22 protein-coding genes are annotated in these 20,489 nt (G+C 71.8%); 19 read left to right on the forward strand and 3 right to left on the reverse strand.

Annotated features, from left to right (window positions below; all coding sequences use genetic code 11):
- The first annotated feature begins 70 nt into the window (after positions 1–70).
- Genes AVZ66_RS01690 through AVZ66_RS01765 form a run of 16 tightly spaced genes read left to right on the forward strand, consistent with a single transcriptional unit; the run spans position 71 to position 16,260 of the window.
- Positions 71–532, forward strand: coding sequence for a hypothetical protein (locus tag AVZ66_RS01690; RefSeq protein WP_058981184.1), 462 nt, complete (start codon positions 71–73; stop codon positions 530–532).
- Positions 529–993 (forward strand): hypothetical protein, encoded by a 465-nt coding sequence (locus AVZ66_RS01695; RefSeq protein ID WP_058981185.1) that lies wholly within the window; start codon positions 529–531, stop codon positions 991–993. The genes AVZ66_RS01690 and AVZ66_RS01695 overlap by 4 nt, the downstream gene beginning before the upstream one ends.
- The gene (locus AVZ66_RS01700; RefSeq protein WP_058981187.1) at positions 962–2,758 is read left to right on the forward strand and encodes a type II/IV secretion system ATPase subunit; all 1,797 of its coding nucleotides are present in this window, start codon (positions 962–964) and stop codon (positions 2,756–2,758) included. Before AVZ66_RS01695 ends, AVZ66_RS01700 begins: the two co-directional genes overlap by 32 nt.
- Complete coding sequence (locus tag AVZ66_RS01705; RefSeq protein ID WP_058981189.1) at positions 2,751–4,328, forward strand: hypothetical protein; 1,578 nt, start codon at positions 2,751–2,753, stop codon at positions 4,326–4,328. The genes AVZ66_RS01700 and AVZ66_RS01705 overlap by 8 nt, the downstream gene beginning before the upstream one ends.
- A gap of 32 nt (positions 4,329–4,360) precedes the next feature.
- Entirely contained in the window at positions 4,361–4,831 is a 471-nt protein-coding gene (locus AVZ66_RS01710) for a hypothetical protein (protein ID WP_058981191.1), read from the forward strand.
- Positions 4,809–5,201 (forward strand): hypothetical protein, encoded by a 393-nt coding sequence (locus tag AVZ66_RS01715; RefSeq protein ID WP_058981193.1) that lies wholly within the window; start codon positions 4,809–4,811, stop codon positions 5,199–5,201. The genes AVZ66_RS01710 and AVZ66_RS01715 overlap by 23 nt, the downstream gene beginning before the upstream one ends.
- The gene (locus AVZ66_RS01720) at positions 5,198–5,656 is read left to right on the forward strand and encodes a hypothetical protein (protein ID WP_157575572.1); all 459 of its coding nucleotides are present in this window, start codon (positions 5,198–5,200) and stop codon (positions 5,654–5,656) included. The genes AVZ66_RS01715 and AVZ66_RS01720 overlap by 4 nt, the downstream gene beginning before the upstream one ends.
- Entirely contained in the window at positions 5,653–8,610 is a 2,958-nt protein-coding gene (locus tag AVZ66_RS01725) for a hypothetical protein (protein ID WP_157575573.1), read from the forward strand. The genes AVZ66_RS01720 and AVZ66_RS01725 overlap by 4 nt, the downstream gene beginning before the upstream one ends.
- A 51-nt stretch (positions 8,611–8,661) precedes the next feature.
- Complete coding sequence (locus AVZ66_RS01730) at positions 8,662–9,093, forward strand: DUF5791 family protein (protein WP_058981199.1); 432 nt, start codon at positions 8,662–8,664, stop codon at positions 9,091–9,093.
- Positions 9,093–9,995: an SDR family oxidoreductase gene (locus AVZ66_RS01735; protein WP_058981201.1), complete on the forward strand. Its 903-nt coding sequence runs from the start codon at positions 9,093–9,095 to the stop codon at positions 9,993–9,995. Before AVZ66_RS01730 ends, AVZ66_RS01735 begins: the two co-directional genes overlap by 1 nt.
- Before the next feature lie 20 nt (positions 9,996–10,015).
- Positions 10,016–11,104 (forward strand): aldo/keto reductase, encoded by a 1,089-nt coding sequence (locus AVZ66_RS01740; protein ID WP_058981203.1) that lies wholly within the window; start codon positions 10,016–10,018, stop codon positions 11,102–11,104.
- Positions 11,105–11,143: 39 nt separating this feature from the next.
- Positions 11,144–12,343 (forward strand): MFS transporter, encoded by a 1,200-nt coding sequence (locus AVZ66_RS01745; protein ID WP_058981205.1) that lies wholly within the window; start codon positions 11,144–11,146, stop codon positions 12,341–12,343.
- A gap of 26 nt (positions 12,344–12,369) precedes the next feature.
- Positions 12,370–13,506, forward strand: coding sequence for a hypothetical protein (locus AVZ66_RS01750; RefSeq protein ID WP_058981207.1), 1,137 nt, complete (start codon positions 12,370–12,372; stop codon positions 13,504–13,506).
- A complete protein-coding gene (locus AVZ66_RS01755) occupies positions 13,503–13,943 on the forward strand; it encodes a hypothetical protein (protein WP_058981210.1) in 441 nt (146 codons plus the stop codon). Before AVZ66_RS01750 ends, AVZ66_RS01755 begins: the two co-directional genes overlap by 4 nt.
- A 46-nt stretch (positions 13,944–13,989) precedes the next feature.
- Complete coding sequence (locus AVZ66_RS01760; RefSeq protein WP_058981212.1) at positions 13,990–14,583, forward strand: CoA pyrophosphatase; 594 nt, start codon at positions 13,990–13,992, stop codon at positions 14,581–14,583.
- Positions 14,584–14,631: 48 nt separating this feature from the next.
- Entirely contained in the window at positions 14,632–16,260 is a 1,629-nt protein-coding gene (locus AVZ66_RS01765) for an FAD-dependent oxidoreductase (protein WP_058981213.1), read from the forward strand.
- 3 nt (positions 16,261–16,263) lie between these two features.
- On the opposite strand, the gene AVZ66_RS16090 is transcribed toward AVZ66_RS01765, so the two are convergent.
- Entirely contained in the window at positions 16,264–16,431 is a 168-nt protein-coding gene (locus AVZ66_RS16090) for a hypothetical protein (RefSeq protein ID WP_157575574.1), read from the reverse strand.
- Positions 16,432–16,551: 120 nt separating this feature from the next.
- Between AVZ66_RS16090 and AVZ66_RS01770 the strand changes: the two genes are divergently transcribed.
- Positions 16,552–17,688 carry an FAD-binding oxidoreductase gene (locus AVZ66_RS01770; protein ID WP_058981216.1) on the forward strand — a complete coding sequence of 379 codons (1,137 nt, stop codon included), beginning with the start codon at positions 16,552–16,554 and terminating at the stop codon, positions 17,686–17,688.
- A gap of 4 nt (positions 17,689–17,692) precedes the next feature.
- Here the strand turns inward: AVZ66_RS01770 and AVZ66_RS01775 are convergent, their stop codons facing one another.
- Complete coding sequence (locus AVZ66_RS01775) at positions 17,693–18,115, reverse strand: Hsp20/alpha crystallin family protein (protein ID WP_058981218.1); 423 nt, start codon at positions 18,113–18,115, stop codon at positions 17,693–17,695.
- Positions 18,112–18,270, reverse strand: a complete 159-nt coding sequence (locus tag AVZ66_RS16530; protein ID WP_197407708.1) for a hypothetical protein — start codon at positions 18,268–18,270, stop codon at positions 18,112–18,114. Before AVZ66_RS16530 ends, AVZ66_RS01775 begins: the two co-directional genes overlap by 4 nt.
- A gap of 102 nt (positions 18,271–18,372) precedes the next feature.
- Here AVZ66_RS16530 and AVZ66_RS01780 point away from each other — a divergent pair, with 102 nt between their 5' ends.
- Positions 18,373–19,620 (forward strand): glycosyltransferase family 87 protein, encoded by a 1,248-nt coding sequence (locus AVZ66_RS01780; RefSeq protein WP_058981220.1) that lies wholly within the window; start codon positions 18,373–18,375, stop codon positions 19,618–19,620.
- 18 nt (positions 19,621–19,638) lie between these two features.
- Positions 19,639–20,457: a DUF429 domain-containing protein gene (locus AVZ66_RS01785; RefSeq protein ID WP_058981222.1), complete on the forward strand. Its 819-nt coding sequence runs from the start codon at positions 19,639–19,641 to the stop codon at positions 20,455–20,457.
- Positions 20,458–20,489: the final 32 nt, after the last annotated feature.

Here is a 20,489-nt window from a genome sequence, read left to right on the forward strand (position 1 = left end):
ATCTCGGGGCGCAAGCATCAACGTTGCGCCGCCCCGACAGTTAAACCGGAGGACGAGGCCACGGTGTGCCGTGTCCCGCGACGACATCGACGAACGGCTGCGAGCGGTGGAGCGCGCATTGACCGACGGCGACGCCGCCGTCAGCGACCTCTCGGACGCGGCGGCCGTCCACGGCCGACTCGACGCCGTGGAAGCGGACCTCGCGGACCTCCACGAGCGCCTCGACGCGCTCGACGCCACCGTACAGTCGCTGCACGGCTACGTCGGGGACATCGAAGCCGTCAACGAGCGCGTCCAGCGGCGCGCGGACGCCGCCCGCGAAGCCGTCGAACGTCTCGAAGACGAACGCCAGCGAACGCCACAGCACCGCCCGAACGCGGACCACACAGGCGGAACCGCCACTGGCGACGCTACCACTTCTGCCGAGACCACCAACGCCGCACGTCGCGACCGAACAACATCCGACAGCGAGCGCGTCGAGGCAGACTCCGACGACGACTCGCTGCTCGACCGCGTCCGGGAGTCACTGTGAGCGTCCGCGTCGTGCTCGCAGTCGTGTTCGCGTTCGCGCTGGTAGCGGCCGCTCAGCCCGCTGTCGACCACGCGACGCGAACGCGGGACAGCGCTGTCGTCGGCGCGAGCGCGGACCGCGTCGCGGACGCCGTCGACGCCCTCTACCGCCGGAGCGACCCCGGGGAGACAGTCGAAACCGCGCCGCGTCGGACGCTCCGCCTCGACCTCCCCGCGGACGCGACGCTGGCGGTTCGGGACAATCCACCGCGACTCATCTCGATACTCCCGAACGGTCCCGAACACCAGCGACTGCTCCCCGTGCGTGTCGCCATGTGCGGCGACTCGACGCTCGACGGCCCGACGACGCTGGCGTACGTCGAACGCGCGGACGGCCCGGTCGTCCTCGCGCTCCGAGGGTTTATCCGCGGGAACGCGACCACCGCGTCCCATGCGTGCGCTCCTCGAACGCTTCCGGGCTGACGGCCCCGACTGCTGCTGTGACGCCACCCGCGACGGCAGCGCGCTCCGCGTCGACGCCGGCGGCTGTCCGGGCAGCGGCGACTTGCTCGCCGAACCCGCGTGTCGCGCCACCGTCACCGCCGCGTGCCGGCAGACGGACGTCGACCGCGTCGTCGTGGACGCCTCCGGGTTCCGCCGCGAGTACGGGCCGCGCGCCGTCGCGCTGTTCACGGCCGCCGGCCGGTTCGCCGCGAGAGTCGCGGACCGCGACCAACGCCTCGCCGCCCGCGCCCGCACTGACCCGCTCGCCGCGGCCGCGGAAGCGAGCGGCCGCGCCGGCCCGGTCGCCGACATCGCCGCCGAGACCGGGTTCGCCGCCGCTGCCGGCGACCTTCCCGACTACGACGCGCTCCGGCCGCGCGTCGGTCCCGCACTCGCGGACGCCCGCATCGAACCGACGCCCCCACCAGCGGGCCGCCTCCGAGACTCGCGGGCGCTGGAAACCGACGCGACCGTCCGCGAGTACGCCGTCCCCGACGGACTCTCCGTCTACCACGTCGTCCCGCCCGAGTACGAGTTCGCGCCCGCGGACTGCCGCGTGCTCGCCGACGCGCGCCGCCTGCTGGCTGACGGCTCGATTCCCGACGGCGAAGACGCGCCGGGGCGCGCCGTCCGCGAGGCCGCGGGCGAGCACCGCGAACCGCTCGCGGACGCGCTCCGCAAGCACACCCGCGGCTTCGGCGTCCTCGAAGACCTCTTCGCGGACCCGCGAATCTCGGACGTGTACGCGAGCGCCCCAGTCGCCGAGGGGTCGCTGCGTGTGACTGTCGACGGCGAGGACGCCCGGACGAACGTCCGATTCACGGACGCGGGGGCCGAGCGCCTCGCGTCGCGGCTCCGCGCGGAGAGCGGACGTCCGTTCTCGCGCGCGAACCCCACGCTCGACACCGCACTCGACGACCTCGGCACGGCGGGCCGTGTGCGGGTCGCGGGCGTTACCGACCCGGTCAGCGACGGCACCGGGTTCGCGTTCCGCGCGCACGACGCCGACCCGTTCCGCCTCCCGGACCTCGTCGCGAACGGCACGCTCTCGCCCCGACTCGCGGGCTTCCTCGTCGAAGCGCTGCGCCGCGGCGCGTCCGTGCTGTTCGCGGGGGCGCGCGGCGCCGGCAAAACCACGCTCTTGGGCGCGACGCTGTGGGGGCTGGCCGCCGGCACGCGACTCGTCACCATCGAGGACACACCCGAACTCCCGGTTCGCGCACTTCGCAGCGACGGTCGCGACGTGCAGGCGCTGTACGCCGACGCCGACGGCGCGGGCGCGGACGTCTCGATGGCAGACGCGCTCCGCACCGCGCTCCGACTCGGCGACGGCGCAATCGCGGTCGGCGAGGTGCGCGGCGAGGAGGCGCGCGTGCTCTACGAGGCGATGCGCGTCGGCGCCAGCGACGCCGCCGTCCTCGGCACGATACACGGTGAGGGCGCAGCGGGCGTCCGCGAGCGCGTCGTCTCCGACCTCGGCATCGCTGCGTCGTCGTTCGCTGCGACCGACCTCGTGGTCACGCTCGCGGACACGGCTGGGGGGCGACGCGTCACGCGCGTCGAGGAAGTCACCGACGACGGGGCCGCGGCGCTCTACGCGGACGAGGGAGACGGCGCCGAACCGACCGGCCGCATCGCACGCGGGAACAGCAGTGTCGTCGCCGACCTCGCGGCGCCCGGGGAGACGTACGCCGACGTCCGGGACGCGGTTCGCGCCCGCGCCGACCACACGACCGATGCCTGAGGCTGCGAACGAGCGACGGTCGCTCGCCGCGCTCGTAGTCACTGTCGCGCTCGCCGCTGCGACTGCGCACTGGAATCCGTACGCGGGTACCGCCGTCGCGTTCCTCGGTGTGGCAACCGCCGCCGCGCTCGCGTACGGCCCGCACGTCCGCTCGGTCGCCGAACGGTCGCGCGCGCTCGGCGCCGCACCCGACATTGTCTGTCTGGTCGTGCTCTCACTGCGTCTCGACCCCGCGCTCGAACGCGCCACCGACTTCGCCGCCGACCACGCGAACGGCCGCCTCGCGGCCAGCCTCGCCGCGCACGCTCGCGAATCACGGGGCACGCCCGGCGCTGGATTCGCGTCCTTTGCCGCAACGTGGGACGATCACTTGCCGTCGCTTCGGCGCGCCGCCGCGCTCGCCGACGCAGCAGTCGACGCGCCGACAGGGGACCGCGAACGCCTCCTCGACCGCGCCCTCGCTGTCGTCGTGGAAGGTTCACGGGAGCGTGCCAGCGAGTATGCCGACGCCGTCCACGGCCCGACGATGGGCGTCTACGCGTTCGGCGTCGTGTTGCCGCTCGCGCTCGTCGGCGTCGTCCCCGCAGCGGCGAGCGCCGGCCTCCCGGTCACGCTCGGCGCGGTCGCGCTCGCGTACGGTGTCGTGCTCCCGCTGGCGGTGCTGGCGGTCGTCTGCTGGATTCTCGCGCGCCGCCCGGTCGCGTTCCCGCCGGCAGCCGTCCCCGCCGACCATCCGGACCTCGCGAACCGCGGGCGGAACGCCGCGCTCGCCGCCGTCTGTGGCGTCGTCGCCGCGCTCGTCGCATCCCGATTCTTGCCCGCGTGGTCGCTGCCCGTGTTGCTCGTCGGCTGGCCAGCTGGGGGCGCACTCGTCTACTGGTTCCGGCCCGCCTGCGAGGTCCGCGAGGACGCCCGCGAGGTCGAAGCGGGGCTCGCGGACGCGCTCTCCGTGCTCGGCCACCAACTCCGCCACGGCCGCGCCGTCGAGGCCGCGGTCACGGACGCCGGCGACACGCTCGACGGCGCTGCTGGTGCTGTCTTCGACGACGCAGCGCGGCGGATGCGTCGGCTCCGCGTCGGCGTCGCGGACGCGTTCCTCGGGGAGCACGGCCCGCTCGCGCGAACGCGCAGCCACCGCGCCCGCGCTGCCGTCTCGCTCGTCGTCCACGCCGCAGACGCCGGTCCGGCGGGCGGTCGCGTGCTCGTGGACGTCGCAGACCTTTTCGACGACCTCACTGACCTCGACCGCGAGGTGCGCCGCGAGTTCGCGTCGACCACCCGCACGCTCCAGTACACGGCGCTCGTCTACGCGCCGCTCGTCGCGGGCGTTACCGTCTCGCTCGCTGGTCGCGTGAGCGGCCTCGATGCCGCGTCCGCCCTGCCCGCCGGTCGCCTTGCGCTCGTCGTCGGCGCCTACGTGCTGTGGCTTGCAGCCGTGTTACCCGCGCTCGCAGTCGGCCTCGACCGCGGACTGGACCGCGCGCTCGTCGGCTACCACGCCGGCCTCGCGCTCGCGGCCGCCGCCACCGTCTACCCCGTCACCGCGCTCGCCGCTGCGCGCGTCCTCTAAGTTTAAATCGGAGGCCGCGACCAACCCGCCCCATGTTCGACACGCTCGCCGACGTGCCGCCGCTGCTCGTCGCGCTCTCGCTCGTCAGCACGACGCTGCTCGGCGTCGCACTCGCGGCCAAACCGACTACGCAGGTGCGCGCCACCCCGCTCGCGAACACCGTCGACGCCGTCGCGAGCGCCGACCACGCGAGTACCGAGACGCGCGCCGTCGACGCCGACGCGATTCGACTCACCGAACACGCGGTCGAAGTGCGCGACGACACCGGCGAATCGAGAGCGTCGTACGCGTACGGGCCGGTTGTCCCCGTTCGACGCGACACGGCGCTCTGGCGCGTCCTCCGCGGCGCACCGCCCGGAGACGCATTCGCTGACGAACGCGCCTTCGAGCGCGCGACGGCCGACGCCCGCGACCGCGACGCGGCGTGGCGCCGGGACCGCCAGCAACTGCTCGTTCGCCGTGTCACGTGGAGGGGTGTCGATGTCACGCTCGTCGGCGCGTGAGGCGCAAGTCGAACCGCTGCCCGCGCTCGTCGCCGTGGCCGTCGTCTGTCTCGCTGTCGGCGCGTTCGCGACGGTGCGTGCGGACGTCTTCCCGGCCGCCGTGAGCGATGCGCCCACCGACGAAGTGCTGGCGGACGCGGTGGCTGCGGCGTCGCCTACGGACGCCGTGGTGGTCGCGCCCGACCGCCTCACGGCCTCGGTCGCGCCCGCCGGCTACGAGGTCAACGTGACGGTGACGGCGGGCGACCGCGAGTGGGCAGCCGGCGAACAGCCGCCGCCCGACGCCGCGACTGCGAGCCAGCGCGTGCCGGTGCGCGTCGCGGCCGGTCGGACGCGCCCCGGTCGACTCACCGTGGAGGTGTGGTCGTGAGCCGCGCCATTAGCACCGTGCTCGACGCCTCGCTCGCCGTTCTCCTCGTCAGCGCGGCCGCCGTCGCTCTCGTCACGATACCGGGCGGCGACCGGCGGCCGCCGGACCCGGACGCCGCCGCACGCACCGTGCTCGCGAGCACGGCGACCGCCGAGTACCAGACCGCGAACGGGAGCCAGCGCGCCGTCTCCGGGCGGGTCGGCACGCTGCTCGCGCACGCCGCGGTGGCCGACAACCGCTCGGCGAATTCTCGGTTCGCTGACGCGGTCGAGAACGCTGTCGGGGACGTGCTCGCGAGCGTGGACGGCCACGTCGCTGTCGTCGCGACCGCAGGCGACGGGCGCGTTCGCGTCGGGGAACGCCCGCCGCCGAGCGCGTCAGTCGCGGCGGTCGCCCACGAAGCCGTCGCGGAGAACCACTCTGTGACCGTCACCGTCCGGACGTGGTCGCCGTGAGACTCGCCGACGACGATCGCGCTCGCGCGCCGTTCGCACTGGTCGGCGTGGTGTTGCTCGTCGCCAGCGCCACCGCGGCGGCCACGCTCGCCGGCCGCTCGCCGGTGCCGTCGGAGACGCGCGCCGACCGCGCAGTCGAACGCGCGCAGACGAGCGCGGACACGGCGCTCGCCAGCGCCGCCCGCACGGCCGCCGCCGAGGCCATCCAGCACCCCGTCGTCGAACCGTCGAATACGACGTTCGGAACCGCTATCGGCAACGACACGCCGTTCCGCGACGCCCTGGCGTTACGCGTGTACGCTCGCACGGAGCGCGCGCTCCGCGGCCACGACTCGACCGTCGGCGCAGTGTCGGTGTCCGCGTCGCTGCCGCGCGTCGAAACCACCGTGGACGCTCGGCGAGCAATCGAACGCGTCTCGCTGGAACGCGTCGGCGACGACCTCTTTCGCGTCACGCTCTCCGAGGTGCGCGTCGACGTCGAGCGCGACGGCGCGCTCGCCTCGCGGTCGACGACGAACGTCTCGACGACCGTCCACAGTCCTGCGTTGGCGCTGCGCGACCGCGTCCAGCGCTTCGAGCGCCTGCTCGACCGCGGCGCGTTCGCCGGGCCGGGTTTGGACCGCCGGCTCACGGACTACCTCCACCGCGTCGTCTGGCTGCGCGGCCCGCTCCAGTACGCCGGCGTCCCGATTTCGAACGTGCTCGCGAACCGCCACGTGGAGGTGATGGCGAACCGCGCGCTCCTAGACGTTCAGCGGACGGCGTTCGGTCGGGAGGACGACGAGGCCCGCGCCGCGTACGGCCGCGCGCTGGCCCGCGTCGGCATCGACGACGTGCTCGCGGTCACGAAAGCGAGCGCGAAGGCACGCGCGAACGAAGTTCTCAGAGCGCCGGAGACGCCCTCGACGCCGACGAAAGTCGGCCTCTCGTCCGCGCTCGACGCAGTCGAGTCCAGTCAGTCCGTCCCCGTCGGCGTCAACGCGACTGCAGACCGCGCGTTCCTCGACTTCGTGGACGGCGACAGCGAGACGTCACTCGACAGCACGCTGCGCGCCGCGTTCACGTCGCTCGCGCGCCGCACGGCCGACGCGACAGTCGTCGACCGGACCCACTCGAAGTCCGGGCACATTCCTGCGAACTGGACGCTCGCGGACGTCACCGACGCCCGTGATGTCGACGTCGAAGACACCGTCGACCCCGGAGACGTGCTCGCGGACGACCGACGAGCGGTCGAGACGTACGGCCGGCGCGTGGTCGTCACCGACCACGAGACCTACCGCTACGTCCGCGGCAACCGCACTCAGAGCGTCGTCGAGACGACCGAGACCGAGTACCGCGTCTCCGTCGGCGTGAGCTACGCGCTGCGGCCGCCACGCCGCGACCGCTCCGTCGCGGGCGCCGAACGCGTCCTCGACGCGGCCGCAGCGACAGTCGGCCCGGCGATGCATCGCCGCATCACGGCCCGCGCGGAGCAGTCGCTGGTCGCGGCGGCGGGCGGCGTCGACGCGCTCGCTCGGCGGGCCGCTGCGGGGGAGTCGCTCGCCCGGGAGGAAGTCGTTCACCCCAGCGTCCCGGCGTCGGTCCGCGAGCGCGCGTACCGGGCTGCTGCGACGCTGCGAACGCGGAGTCGGAACGTCTCGGCGAACGTCTCCACGCGCGGCCTCGCCGCTGGCCGCGTCCCCGTCGACACCCTGCACGACCGCGTCGTAGCGCTCCACGACGCCCGCGACAGCTACGACTCGGCGACCGACCGCGCCGTCGCCGCCGTCCGCGAAACATACCTCGCGCGAGTCGCCGAGCGACTTGGCGACCGACGCGCGGACGGCGCGCTCGCGTCGATAGGCGACGCGCTCGGCAGTCGGGGCCTCGAATCGCCGCCGACCGACCACGGGAGCGAGGCCGACGCCGGCCCCGTCGAGGCTGTCGAGGGCGCTCCGGCGTACCTGACGCTCGCGGAAGTCTCGCCCCGGCGACTGGGCGAGCGCGGTCGGCCGTACCACCCGCTCGCGGCGCGGAACGTGAACTGGTTCACCGTGCCGCACGGCGACGCGGCGGCGGCCGTCGTCGACGCGGCGATGCCCGACCCGCCGGAGTCGGTTCGTGTCGGCACCGCAGCGCAGGCGCTTGCGGCTGCGAACGGTACGCTCGGCGCCGCGGCGAACCGGACACTCGGCGACCGCCGGACAGCGCTCCGAACTGCGGTCGCGGACAGCGTATCGGCGGCGGGACGAGCGTACCGGAACGTGCTGGCAGCGTCGCCGGTCTCATTCACGGAGCGCGAGCGCCACGCGGCGACGCAGCGCGCGCTCGCACACTGGTCGTCCGTCCACGAACGCGGGATGGCTGTCGGGAACGGGTCCGCAGCGAGAGCAGTCGCGGACGAGGCTGCGAGCATCGCTGGCATCACCTCACAGCGGCGCGACCGACTGGCGACCCGACTCCGCGCTGAATCCACGGACATCGTCGATAGTGACGCGGTTCGCGTCGAGGCGGGCGTCGTGCGGGACACGGCGGAGCTGACTCACCGCGTCGGGAGCGCACTCGCGGAACAAGCGCTCTCGGAGGCGGGGTCGGTCGCGGCCGAGAAAGCCGCGAAGAAACTCGGCGCGGCGGACGTCGGCGCGGTGCCGGCGGGCCTGCCGCTGGCGCCGGTGCCGGGGTTCTGGTACGCGACTGCGAACGCGTGGTCGGTGTCCGTCAGGGGGTCGTACGCGTCGTTGGCGGTTCGCGCGGACGGCGGGTCGCCGATTGGACCCGGGGACGGAACTGCCTACGTCCGAGAGGACGCCAGCGTCGCGTTCGATGTCGACGGTGACGGTGCCGCGGAGCGCGTCGGCCGCAACGAGCGGGTGTCGTTCGACGTGGAGGCGACGATTGGCGTGGTCGTGCCCGCCGGCCCGCGCGGCGTCGGCGACGTGGACGGGAACGCTGACGAGCAGTCCGCGGGGTGGTGAGCCGTCGCGGCAAGCGTAGCCTCCTTGAACGCGGGGCACGTACAGCCAACCGTGCTAGCCGACGAGATTCAGGACGCCGAGGCAGTGACCGCGGGGGACGTTCGTGCCGACTACGAGGCGGCGCTCGCGGCCGTCGTCGAAGCGGAGGGCGTCGACGCCGTCGCGGACGTGTCGGGCGTCGACGAGCAGCGAATCGCGGCGCTCGCCGACGGCGAGTCCGTCGAACTCACGCTCGAAGAGGCGGCGGGTATCTTCGCGGCCAGCGACGACTGGCCGGACGCCGAAGGCTTGCTGCTGGAGGCTCGGGACAACTTGATGCTCCAGATGAGTTCCGCGGTGCTGGACGTGGAGGCGCTCGCCAGCGGCCTCGACGACGACTACGACCCCAAGGAGATTCAGCAGAAAATCGAGGGGCGCCAGCCGATGTCACTCGGCGAGTACGCCCGCATCTACCGCCACATCGCCAGCGAGAACCCCTACTGATGGACGTCGCGATTCTGGGCTGCGGGTACGTTGGCCTCGAACTCGGCCGCCAGCTCGAGGCTGCGGGACACGACCCCGTGGGGGTCCGCCGCTCCGAGGACGGCCTCGCAGCAATTCGGGACGCGGGTTTCGACGCCGTGGAAGCGGACGTCACCGACGCCGACTCATTGGCGGCGGTGCCGGACGTGGACGCCGCGGTGTTCGCGGCGAGTTCGGGGGGCCGCGGCGCCGACGCCGCGCGCGAGGTGTACGTCGAGGGACTGCGGACGGCAATCGACCACTTCGGCGGTCGCAGCGACGCGCCCGACCAGTTCGTATACACGTCGAGCACGGGCGTCTACGGCGACCACGACGGCGACTGGGTGGACGAAGAGACGCCGCTGGACCCGACGACTGAGAAGACCGAGGTGCTCGTGGAGGCCGAGCGCGTCACCCGAGAGCGCGCACCAGAGTTCGGGATGGACCCGACTGTCGTGCGGTTCGCAGGCCTGTACGGCCCGGACCGCTACCGGCTGACGCGCTACCTCGACGGCCCCGTGACGGAGGGATACCTGAACATGGTCCACCGGGAGGACGCCGCGGGCGTCGCCCGGTTCGCGCTGACCGACGACGCCGTGGGGAGTCACGAGGTGTTGCTCGCGGTGGACGACGAGCCGGTCTCGAAGTGGGAGTTCGCGGATTACCTCGCCGACGAAGCGGGCGTCGACCGCCCGGACAAACAGACCGTCCAGGAGCGCCTCGACGCGGGTGATCTCTCCGAGCCCGCCGAGCGCCGCCTGCGAACGAGCAAGCGCTGCTCGAACGACCGCCTGCGCGAGTTGGGTTACGAGTTCGCGTACCCGACGTTCCGCGAGGGGTATCGTGCGGCCGTCGAGGCGTTCCGTCGCGGGGAGTACAAGTAACGCCGCGGCGAAGGAGTCGTATGGCTACTGCTGACGGGACGTTCCAGTACAAGGAGCGCTTCAGCGAGGACAAGGCGCGGACGTACTTCCGGAGCGTGCGCGACCGCGCGGTCTCCAGCGTCGGCCTCGGCACCTACCTCGGCGCGCCGACCGACGACGTCGACGACGCGTACTACGAGACGGTGCGGGCGGCCGTCGAGGGCGGCTGTAACGTCGTGGACACCGCCATCAACTACCGCCATCAGCGCAGCGAGCGCGCCGTCGGCCGCGCGCTCGCGGACGCCGACGTGGACCGCGAGGAGGTGTTCCTCGCGACGAAGGGCGGGTTCGTGCCGTTCGACGAGTCCCGCCCGGAGAAGCCCGGCGAGTTCGTCGCCGAGGAGTACGTCGACAGCGGGATTCTGGACGCCGACGACCTCGCGCACGGCAGCCACGCAATCGCGCCCGGGTTCATCGAGGACCAACTGGACCGCTCGCTGCGCAACCTCGGCGTGGACACCATCGACCTCTACTACGTCCACAACCCCGAGACGCAACTGGACGCGCGGCTCTCCGGGGCGGTCTACGACCAACTGGAGGCGACCTTCGAGCGACTGGAGGGGCGCGTCGCTGCGGGCGACATCGAGCACTACGGCGTCGCGACGTGGGAGGGGTTCCGCGTCCCGCGCACCCACGACCACTTCCTCGACCTCGGCGAAATCATCTCGCGGGCGCGCTCGGCCGCCAAAACCGCGGGGAACACGGCGACGCACCTGCGCGCGATTCAGGTGCCGTTCAACGTCTTCATGGCGGACGCGTTCACCGTGCAGTCTCAGGAGGGGCCGGAGGGCGACCAGAGCGTGCTGTGGTACGCCCACGAGGCCGGCCTGAACGTGTTCACGTCCGCGAGCCTCGCGCAGGGGCAAGTGCTGGAGGGGATTCCCGACGACGTGAACGAGAAGCTCGACGGGGACACGCCTGCCCAGCGCGCCCTGAACTTCGCGCGCAGCGCGCCCGGCGTCACGTCAGCACTCGCCGGGACGACCAGCCCCGAGCACGTCCGCGAGAACGTCGCTGCGGGGACGTTCGAGCCGCTTGGCGCGGACGCCTTCGACGCGGTCTTCGAGTAGAACCGCAAGAATTGACCTCGGGGGTCGCCAAGTCCGCCCGTGTCCAGTACGTCTGCCAGTGACGCGCGCCGCGTCCGGCTGTTCGGCTCGCTGTGCGCGCTCGTGTTCCTCGTGAACTTCGGGCGCGTCGTGTTCGCGCCGCTGGTCGCCCCCTTGCAAGCGGACTTCCTCGCGACCGACGCCGCCGTCGGGCTGGTGGCGACGCTGGCGTGGCTGGGGAGCGCGCTCCCGCGGCTGCCGACCGGCTGGCTGCTGACCCGGGTCGACCGTCACCACGTCGTCCTCGGCACGGGCGCGCTGCTGGCGGTGTCCTCGGCGGGGATGACGTTCGCGCCCTCCATCGAGTTCGTGATGGTCGGGGCGTTCCTCGTCGGCCTCGCGTCGGGCGCGTACTTCGTCGCCGCGAACCCGCTCATCAGCGAGCTGTTCCCCCAGCGCGTCGGCCGCGTCGTCGGCGTCCACGGCACCGCCTCGCAGTTGGCGGCCGCGCTCGCGCCCGTGCTCGTCGGCCGCGTCCTCCTCGAGTTCTACTCGTGGCGCGCGCCGTTCTACCTGCTGTCCGCGGCCGCGGTCGTCGTCACTGTCGTCATCTACGTGCTCGCCGGCCGCACGGACCTCCCCGAGGCCGGCGCCGCCGACCGCGACCTGCTCGGCGCGATTCGGCGCCAGTACCGCATCGTCGTGCTCGGCGTCGTCATCGTCGGCGTCGCGGGTCTCGTCTGGAACGGCTTCTTCAACTTCTACATCAAGTACCTCACCGAGACCAAGAACATCCCGAGTAGTACTGCCGAAACCCTCCTCACGGTGGTGTTCGCGGCGGGCGTGCCGGCGTTCTGGTACACCGGCCGGCTCGCCGACCGGTTCCGGCACGTGCCGCTGATGCTCGCGGTGCTGGGGGGCTTCATCGCGTCGCTGCTCGCGATGACGCTCGTCGACGGCGTGGTCGCCGTCGCGGCCGTCTCCGTGGTGCTCGGATACGCCGTCCACAGCCTCTTCCCGGCAATCGACACGTTCCTGCTGGACAGCCTCCCCGACAGCGACCGAGCGAGCGCGTACGCCGGCTACAGCTCCGTGATGATGGTCGTGCAGGCGATGGGGAGCGTCGTCGTCGGGTCGCTGGTCGGCGCGGGCTTCGCCTACGACGGGGTCTTCCGCGTCGCTGGCGCTGGACTCGCGGTCCTGCTCGTGGCGATGGTCGGTCTCTACCGGGCCGGTCGGCTGCCCGCTGGCGCAAGTTAGTTCCCGCCGGCGCGCCCAGCGAGGGTATGGACTACACGCAGGAGCGCGTGGCGACGCTCCACGACTACGGCGGCGCCGACCCGGACGCGCCGACGGGCCGGGCGGCCGTTGTCGTGCCGATGACCGACCGCGAGTACGCCGGCCTCGCCCCGGAGCGCGTGTTCTCCGAACTCGAACGCGTCGACCCCGCAGAGGTCGTCGTCCCGCTGCGCGCGCCCGCCGAGCGCGTCCCCGAGTTCTGTGACTGGCTCGCGGACTTCGACGTGCCCCTGACCGTGCTGTGGTGCGACGGCCCGCGGGTCGAAGCCCTGCTCGGCGACGCGGGACTCGCCGGCGAGCGCGGGAAGGGCCGGGACGTCTGGCTGGCGCTCGGGGTCGCCGCGCGCCACGACTACGTCGTCGTCCACGACGCCGACACCACGACCTACGAGGCTCGCGACGTCCGGAAGCTGCTGTTCCCGCTCGCGGAGGGCTTCGAGTTCGCGAAGGGGTACTACGCGCGCGTCGAGAACGACCGCCTGTACGGCCGACTCTTCAGGCTGTTCTACGAACCGCTCGTGGACGCCCTCGCGCACTCGCACGACCACGAGATACTGGACTTCCTCGGGGCGTTCCGGTACGCGCTCGCCGGCGAGTGCGCGATGACGAGCGACCTTGCGCGCGGCCTGCGCGTGCAGCGCCGGTGGGGGCTGGAGGTCGGCACGCTCGGCGAGGCGTTCCGGCTCGCGGGCACCGACGGCACCGCGCAAGTCGATCTCGGGCGCTACGAGCACGACCACCGCGCGGTCTCCGGGCCGACGGGGCTCTCGGAGATGAGCGAGGGCGTCGGCGCGGCGCTGTTCCGCGCCGTCGAGGACGCGGGCGTGGCCGTGGACTACGACGCGCTCGCCGAGCGCTACCTCGACGCGGCCGACCGGTTCGTGCGGGCGTACGGCGCGGACGCCGCGTTCAACGACCTCGACTACGACGGCGAGCAGGAGCGCGCGCAGACGCGGACGTACGCCGACGCCATCGCCGAACCCGACGCGGACACCCGGCTGCCGGCGTGGACAGACACCAGCCTCGACGCCGGCGACGTCGCCGCCGCGGCCGCCGCGGACGCCGAGGAGGCCGCCGCGACAGCGGGAGGTTCAAGCGACTCCGCGACCGACGGGGAGCCGTGAACGGCGACGAACTCGCGGGCGTCGTGGACCTCTTCGGCGCGCTCACCCACGCGGAACTCCACGACGCGCTCGAAGAACTGGCGTTCAAGCGCGGCGACGACTTCGACGCGGACGCCGCCGACGAGGCGGTGATGGACGCGCTCCGCGAGTACTACCTCGTGGCCGTCGACCGCGATGACGGCGACCGCGTGCTCGTTCCCGGCCCGGTCGCGTTCCCCGAACTTCCCGAGGGAGCGGTCGACCTCCCCCACATTCTGGACGTCGAGCGCCGCGACCTCGACCGCGAGACGCTCGCCGACGCGGTGCGCGCCCGCCTCGAATCCGACGTCCCCGACGCCGACGGCGAGCGCGCGCGGTACCTCGTGGACGTGACGTACGACGCGGAAGCGTGGGCGCCCGTCGACCTCGCGGACGTCCGGGACGCGCTGACCGAGTGAGCGGGACTGCGCGTGAGTTAAGAGTGTCGCGGTGTTTCCCCCGGGTATGGACCTGTCGCGGGTCGCCGCCCACCAGCCGGCACGGGTCACCGACGAGGAGCGCGACGCAGCGGTGCTCGTTCCCGTCGTCGAGCGCGACGACGGCCCGGCGCTGGTGTTCACGAAGCGCGCCGACCACCTCGGCGAACACCCCGGGCAGATGAGCTTCCCGGGCGGCGGCCGCGAGCCCAGCGACGACGACCTCCGGGAGACCGCGGCCCGCGAGGCGTACGAGGAGATCAGCCTCCTTCCCGAGGAGCTATCCGACGTCGGGCGACTCGACGACATCGCCACGGTGACGGGGTACTCCGTGACGCCGTTCGTCGCGCGCGTCCCGGACCGCGAGTTCGTCCCCGACGAGCGCGAAGTCGACGAGGTGGTGGTGCTGTCGATTGCGGCCCTCACCGACCCCGACAACTACGAGGTCGAGAAGCGCATCCACCCCTCGTACGGCGAGGCCATCGTCCACTTCTTCCACGTCGACGGCTACACCGTCTGGGGCGCGACCGCTCGCATCCTCGTGCAGTTCCTCGACCTCGCGGTCGGGTGGACGCCGCCCGACCGGGAGCCCGAAGTCGTCGAAGTCGAACCCGACGACTGACGTGGGAACAAACCACACGCTGAAGGTGGACTGGCGCCAACACCAGGTATGTCCGACTCGCCGTCAGTCGCGGTGCTCGGTGGCGGAATCGGCGGTCTCACCGCTGCGCACGAACTCGCCGAGCGCGGCTTCTCGGTCACCGTCTACGAGGCCAACGACCGCGTCGGCGGGAAGGCCCGCAGCGTCCCCGTCGACGACGCCGACCACCCGCTGCTCGGCGAACACGGCTTCCGCTTCTTCCCCGCGTACTACCGCAACGTCGTCGACACGATGGCGCGTACTCCCGACGGCGCCGGCGGCAGCGTCGAGGACCACCTCGTGCCGACCAGCGAGACGCTGCTCGCTGGCACGGACGGCGACGCCGTGCGAACGTCCACCGAGCAGCCGTCGACGCCCCGCGAGTGGCTCGAAGCGCTCCGGCCGCAGGTCGCCGGCGACGACGTGTCCACCCGGGAACTCGCGCACTTCCTCTCGCGGCTCGCCGTCCTGCTGACCTCGTGCCGAGAGCGCCGCGAGGACGAGTTCGAGCGCACGTCGTGGTGGGAGTTCATCGACGCCGACGAGATGTCCCCAGCGTACCGCAAACACCTCGCTCGGTCCACGCAGTCGCTGGTCGCGCTCCGGCCCGAGGACGGCAGCGCGCGCACTGTCGGCTCCATCTACCTCCAACTGCTGTTCGGGCAACTCGACCCCGACGCGCCCGCCGAGCGCGTGCTCGACGGCCCGACCAGCGAGGTGTGGCTGGAGCCGTGGGCGGCGCACCTCCGCGAACGCGGCGTCACAATCGAGACTGGCGCGCGCGTCGACGCAATCGAGAGTGACGGCGAGCGCGTCACGGCCGCCGTCGTGAACGGCGAGCGCGTGACCGCGGACTACTACGTCGCCGCTCTCCCCGTCGACGTGATGGCGTCGCTCCTGACTCCCGACTTGACGGCGGCAGCACCGTCGCTATCTGGTGTTTCTCGCGTCGACACCGCGTGGATGAACGGCGTCCAGTTCTACCTCGACCGCGACATCCAACTGGCGGCGGGCCACGCGGTGTTCGCGGACTCGCCGTGGGCGCTGACCGCCATCAGCCAGCGCCAGTTCTGGCGGGACCACGACCCCAGCGAGCGCACCGACGGCCGCGTCGAGGGCGTGCTCTCGGTCATCGCCTCCGACTGGGAGACGCCGGGCATTCTCTACGACAAGCCCGGCCACGAGTGCACGCGCGAGCAAGCAGTCGAAGAAATCTGGGCGCAACTGCAAGCCCACCTCGGCACGGACGCCCTCCCCGACGACGCCCGCGTCACGCACTTCCTCGACCCGGAACTGGAGGCCCGCCCCGAGGGATTGCACAACGGCTCGCCGCTCGTCATCAACACCGTCGACAGCCTCCGCCACCGCCCCGAAGCCGGCACGGAGGCCGAGAACCTCGTGCTCGCGGCCGACTACGTGCGCGTCGAGACGGACCTCGCGACGATGGAAGCCGCGAACGAAGCCGGGCGCCACGCGGCGAACGCGATTCTCAGCCGGTCCGCGGGGCGCTATCGCCCCGTGGAGACGTGGGGATTGGACGAGCCCGCGGTCTTCGACTCGCTGAAGCGACGCGACCGGCTCCGGTACCGACTCGGCCTCCCGCACCCCGGCGAAGCCGGCCACGACGCGTGGCGGTTCGCCCGTCGCCTCCGCGCGTGAGCGCTACTCGACGGTGACGAGGAACGTCTTCCCGCCGCGACGCTCGATGAACGCCTCCTCGTGGGTGTCGGCGTAGGCGGCCACGCCGGCGGCGGTCATCTCCGAGACTTCGATGCGGCGCTGGGCGCTGTCGGGGTTCGACTGCGAGCGGCGTCGGTGCTGCAGTGCCATACTCTCACCTCACCCGCTACCCGCTTGAACCCCACCCGTGCGCGGTGAAAGTGAAACTGACGGACTGCGCCGGCCTCCGCGGTTCGCACCAGTTATGCCGGTCGCGGCGCATCCGTCGGCATGGACGAGTTCAGTGACGCCGGCGACGACGACCGTGGCGCCGGCCGCTCGGTCGCCGTCGTCGGCGCCGGCGCCGTCGGACTGACTGCCGCCCACGACCTCGCAGCGCGGGGCGCCGCTGTCACCGTTTACGAGCGCGGCAGCGTCGCCGGCGAGAGCACGGGCCGCGCCGCCGGCATCCTCTACGACGCCTACGCCGAGGACGTGGACGCGCGAGTCGCCGCGCGCGCCATCGAGCGCTTCCGCGCGCTCTCCGGCACCGGCGAGTTCGCCGTCGAGGAAGCGCCGTACCTCTGGTTCGTCACCGAACCCGGCCGGAAGGCCGACGCCATCCGCGAGCAGGTCGCGGGGATGCAGCGCCACGACCGCCGCGTCGAGCGCGTCGACGCAGACGACATCGCCGCCGAGTTTCCCGCGCTTCGCACGGACGACATCGTCGAAGCCGCCGTCGCGCGCAACGCCGGGGTCGCGGACACCGCCGCGTACGCCGACGCCGTCGCGGCGCTGGCTTCCGAGGCGGGCGTCGACCTCCGCGAGCACACCGCCGCGAGCGTCTCCCTCGGCCCGCCGCGCGTGAACGGCGAGACGTACGACGCCGTGCTCGTCGCTGCCGGCGCCCACACCGCCCGCGTGCTCGCCGACGCCGGCGTCTCGATTCCCCTGAAACCCTACCGCGTGCAGGCGCTCACCGCCGACTTCTCAGAACCGATTCCAACGCTGTACGACGCCACCGAGGGCTACTACGCGCGCCCACACCCCGAGGGCTTGCTTGCCGGCGACGGCACCGAAGAGGCCGAAGCCGACCCCGAGACGTACGACCGGGACGGCGACGACTGGTTCGTCGACGCGATGCGCGACCGCCTCGCCGACCGCCTCCCCGTCGACGAATCCGACGTCCACCGCGCGTGGGCGGGCCTCTGTACCGCCACGCCCGACCGCGACCCGCTGCTCGGCGAACTCGAAGATGGCCTCTACGTCGCGGCCGGCTGGCAGGGCCACGGCTTCATGCGCGCGCCGGCCACCGGCGAAGCAATCGCGGAAGAAATCCTCGGCGGGACTGGCGTCCCCGCGTTCGACCCGACGCGCTTCGACGGCGACGAGCAGTTCGACGTCGTCGAAGGGATGACCGTCGACTGACGCGCTACTCGTCGTCCTCGGGCGTCGTCACGTCGACATCGGTGCCCTCGCGCTCGCCCTTCGGGAGGAAGACGTACAGCGCGCCGTTGTCGCGCAACTCCGCGCGCGCCGCCTCGGCGTCCACGACGGCGTCCGGTGGGAGTTCCGCGCGGCCGTCGAGTTGCAGGCCGCGACCCGGGAACAGCATTTCGAAGCCCTCGCGGAACTCTCTGAACCGGTCCACGCGCACCTCGACGGCGCCCTCGACGTAGTTCACCTGCACGTCGCTGGTGGTCACGCCCGGTGCGTCGAAGACGACGAGGTACTCGTCGTCGCTCTCGAGCACGTCCACGGGCAGCGGCGACTCCTCCTGCATCTGGGAGGCCGCGCGGCCAAGCCGCTGGAAGACGGCGTCACTGATGTCCGCCGCGAACTCGCGGACCGTCATAACTCGATGCGCTCCAAGGAGTCGGTCTCACCACACAGCGGACACTGCAGGTCCTCGATGGTGAGGTCCTCGCTGACGTCGTACGTGTAGTGGTTCTCGAACATGTCCAGCTCGCAGTCGTCGCTCGTGCACTTCAGTTCCTCAGTAGCGGGCATACGCGATAGTTGGAGCGGCGCGGGCAAAAAGGGGCGGGCTGCGGTGAGAACGACTGCGGGCGCTCCCCAAGACGAAAGTGCCGTCGCGTCGGTGCGTGAGGCATGGCTTCGGTCCGCGCACCCCGACTCGTTCTCCTCGCCAGCGTGCTGGCGGGCGTCGCGAACACCGCGCTCTTCCCGCTGCGGAACCCCGAGCAAGTCGGTCTCGCGACGGACGTCTACTACTACGCCGCGCGCGCCGCGTTCCGCGGCGCGGACATCTACGCCGTCAACCCTCTCGGGCAGACCGGCTTCGTCTACCCGCCTATCGTCGCGCTCGCGTTCGCCCCGCACGCCGCGCTCGGCGACCCCACGCTCGCGTACGCGCTCCAGTGGTGCCTGAACCTCGCCGCGCTCGGGACGCTCGCCGTCCTCGTCGTTCGCGCGACGGAGCGCGTGGGCGTCGACCTCGCTACTCACTCGGTTCGCGGTCCCCCGTTGGTCGACCGCGTGCTCCTGACAGCGGCCGTTTTCCTCGTCGGCCCCGTCGGCGTCAACCTCGTCATGGGGCAAGTGAACCCGCTGCTCGCGCTCGGGCTCGCGGGCGGCGCCGTCCTCCTCGAACGCGGCCGCGACACCGCCGCCGGCGCGGCGTTCGGGCTGGTCGCGCTCGTGAAACTGTTTCCCGCGCTCGTCGGCGTCTGGCTGCTCCGCCAGCGGCGGTGGCGGGCCGTCGCCGCCGCCACCGCGACGGGACTGGCCGGCATCGCCGCGGGCGTGCTCGTGTTCGGTCCGGACGCCTCGGTCACGTACGTCACCGAGACGCTCGCCGGCGAAACCGCGGTCGCGTCGTTCGCCGGCGGCCCCGACCACACGGCGCCGTACGCCACGGTCCGCCGCCAGCTGGCCGTGCTCGCGCCCGGCCTGTCCTCGTCGTGGCTGCTCCCAATCGGCGCGCTCGTCCTCGCGCCCGTCTTCGCCGGCGTGAACCGCGTGGTCGCGGACGCCCGCAGTCGCCTCGTCGCGCTCCAAGGGACGCTGCTCGCCACGCTTCTGTTGCTCCCGCTGGAGCCGTTCTACGTCATTCTCGCCCTGTTTCCGCTGCTCCCGCTGCTCTACGTGCTCGACGACGGGTGGCCGCGGCGGCTCTTCCTCGCCGGCGCGCTTCTGCTGTTGGTCCCCGTCACGTGGGCGAGCGTCACATCGATGACGGCCGTGCTGCCGGCGGGTGCTGCCAGCGTCGTCCGGAACGCCGCGAGCGCCCTGTTCTCGTTCGTGCTTCCGCCGACGATTGGCGCGTGGCTCGTGCTCGCGGGCTGCCTGCTGTACCAGCACCGGACGGCCACCGAGCGGGCGAACGGTTTTGTTTGACGGGTGTCAGTCCGTGGTATGGGCTTCGAGACCGTCTACGGCGTGGACTTCAGTGGCTCCAGTACTGCGGGCGAGAAAATTTGGATAACTGAAGCTGACGTCAGTAGCGACGATTTTGTCGTTAATTCCGTCCAGCGAATCGACGACTTTCTCGACCTTTCGTCCCAGTCACGTGATGTCGTTCTCCGGGAACTCCTCCGAGACATCCAGTCTCGTGACGACCGCACCTTGTTCGGATTCGATTTTCCGTTTTCACTCCCGGAACCGATACTCTCTCAGCCTGACTGGGAAGATTTCGTCACCTGCTTTCCCGACGAGTTCCTGAGCCCGGAGAATTTACAACGCGTCTGTTCCGACCGGGCGAGGCTCGTCGGAGAGGAAAGTGGCGTGCAACTCAACCGGCAGACTGAGAGCGACTCGGGAGGCCTCTGTCCGTACAACGCACAGATTCGACTACAGACATACTACGGTATTCGTGACCTGCTCCGGCCGCTCACCCTTACGGAGTCTGCACAAATCGCGCCCATGTTCTCTCCGCCGGGAACACAGCCGACCGTCATCGAAGTGTATCCAGCAGCCACGATTCAGCAGCAGACCGAACTAACTCCACGAGGATACAAGTCGAATACCGAAAGCGCCGCCGACAAACGCGATGCCCTCCTCGGCGAATTTCTCCCGGAAGCCAGTGAAATAGAACGCGAACACCTCGTTAACGACGCCGAGGCTGACGGGATTGACAGCCTCATCGCGGCAAACGCGGCTTTCCGTAACCGCGGGAATCTCGCAATAGACGAGACGAATGACGGAACACCTGTCGAGGGCCGCATCTACGTGTAGTTACGTTCTTACGCGTCGAAGCCCAACGCCGG

The organism is Halobacterium sp. CBA1132 (genome assembly GCF_001485535.1).
Taxonomy (GTDB): Archaea; Halobacteriota; Halobacteria; order Halobacteriales; family Halobacteriaceae; genus Halobacterium.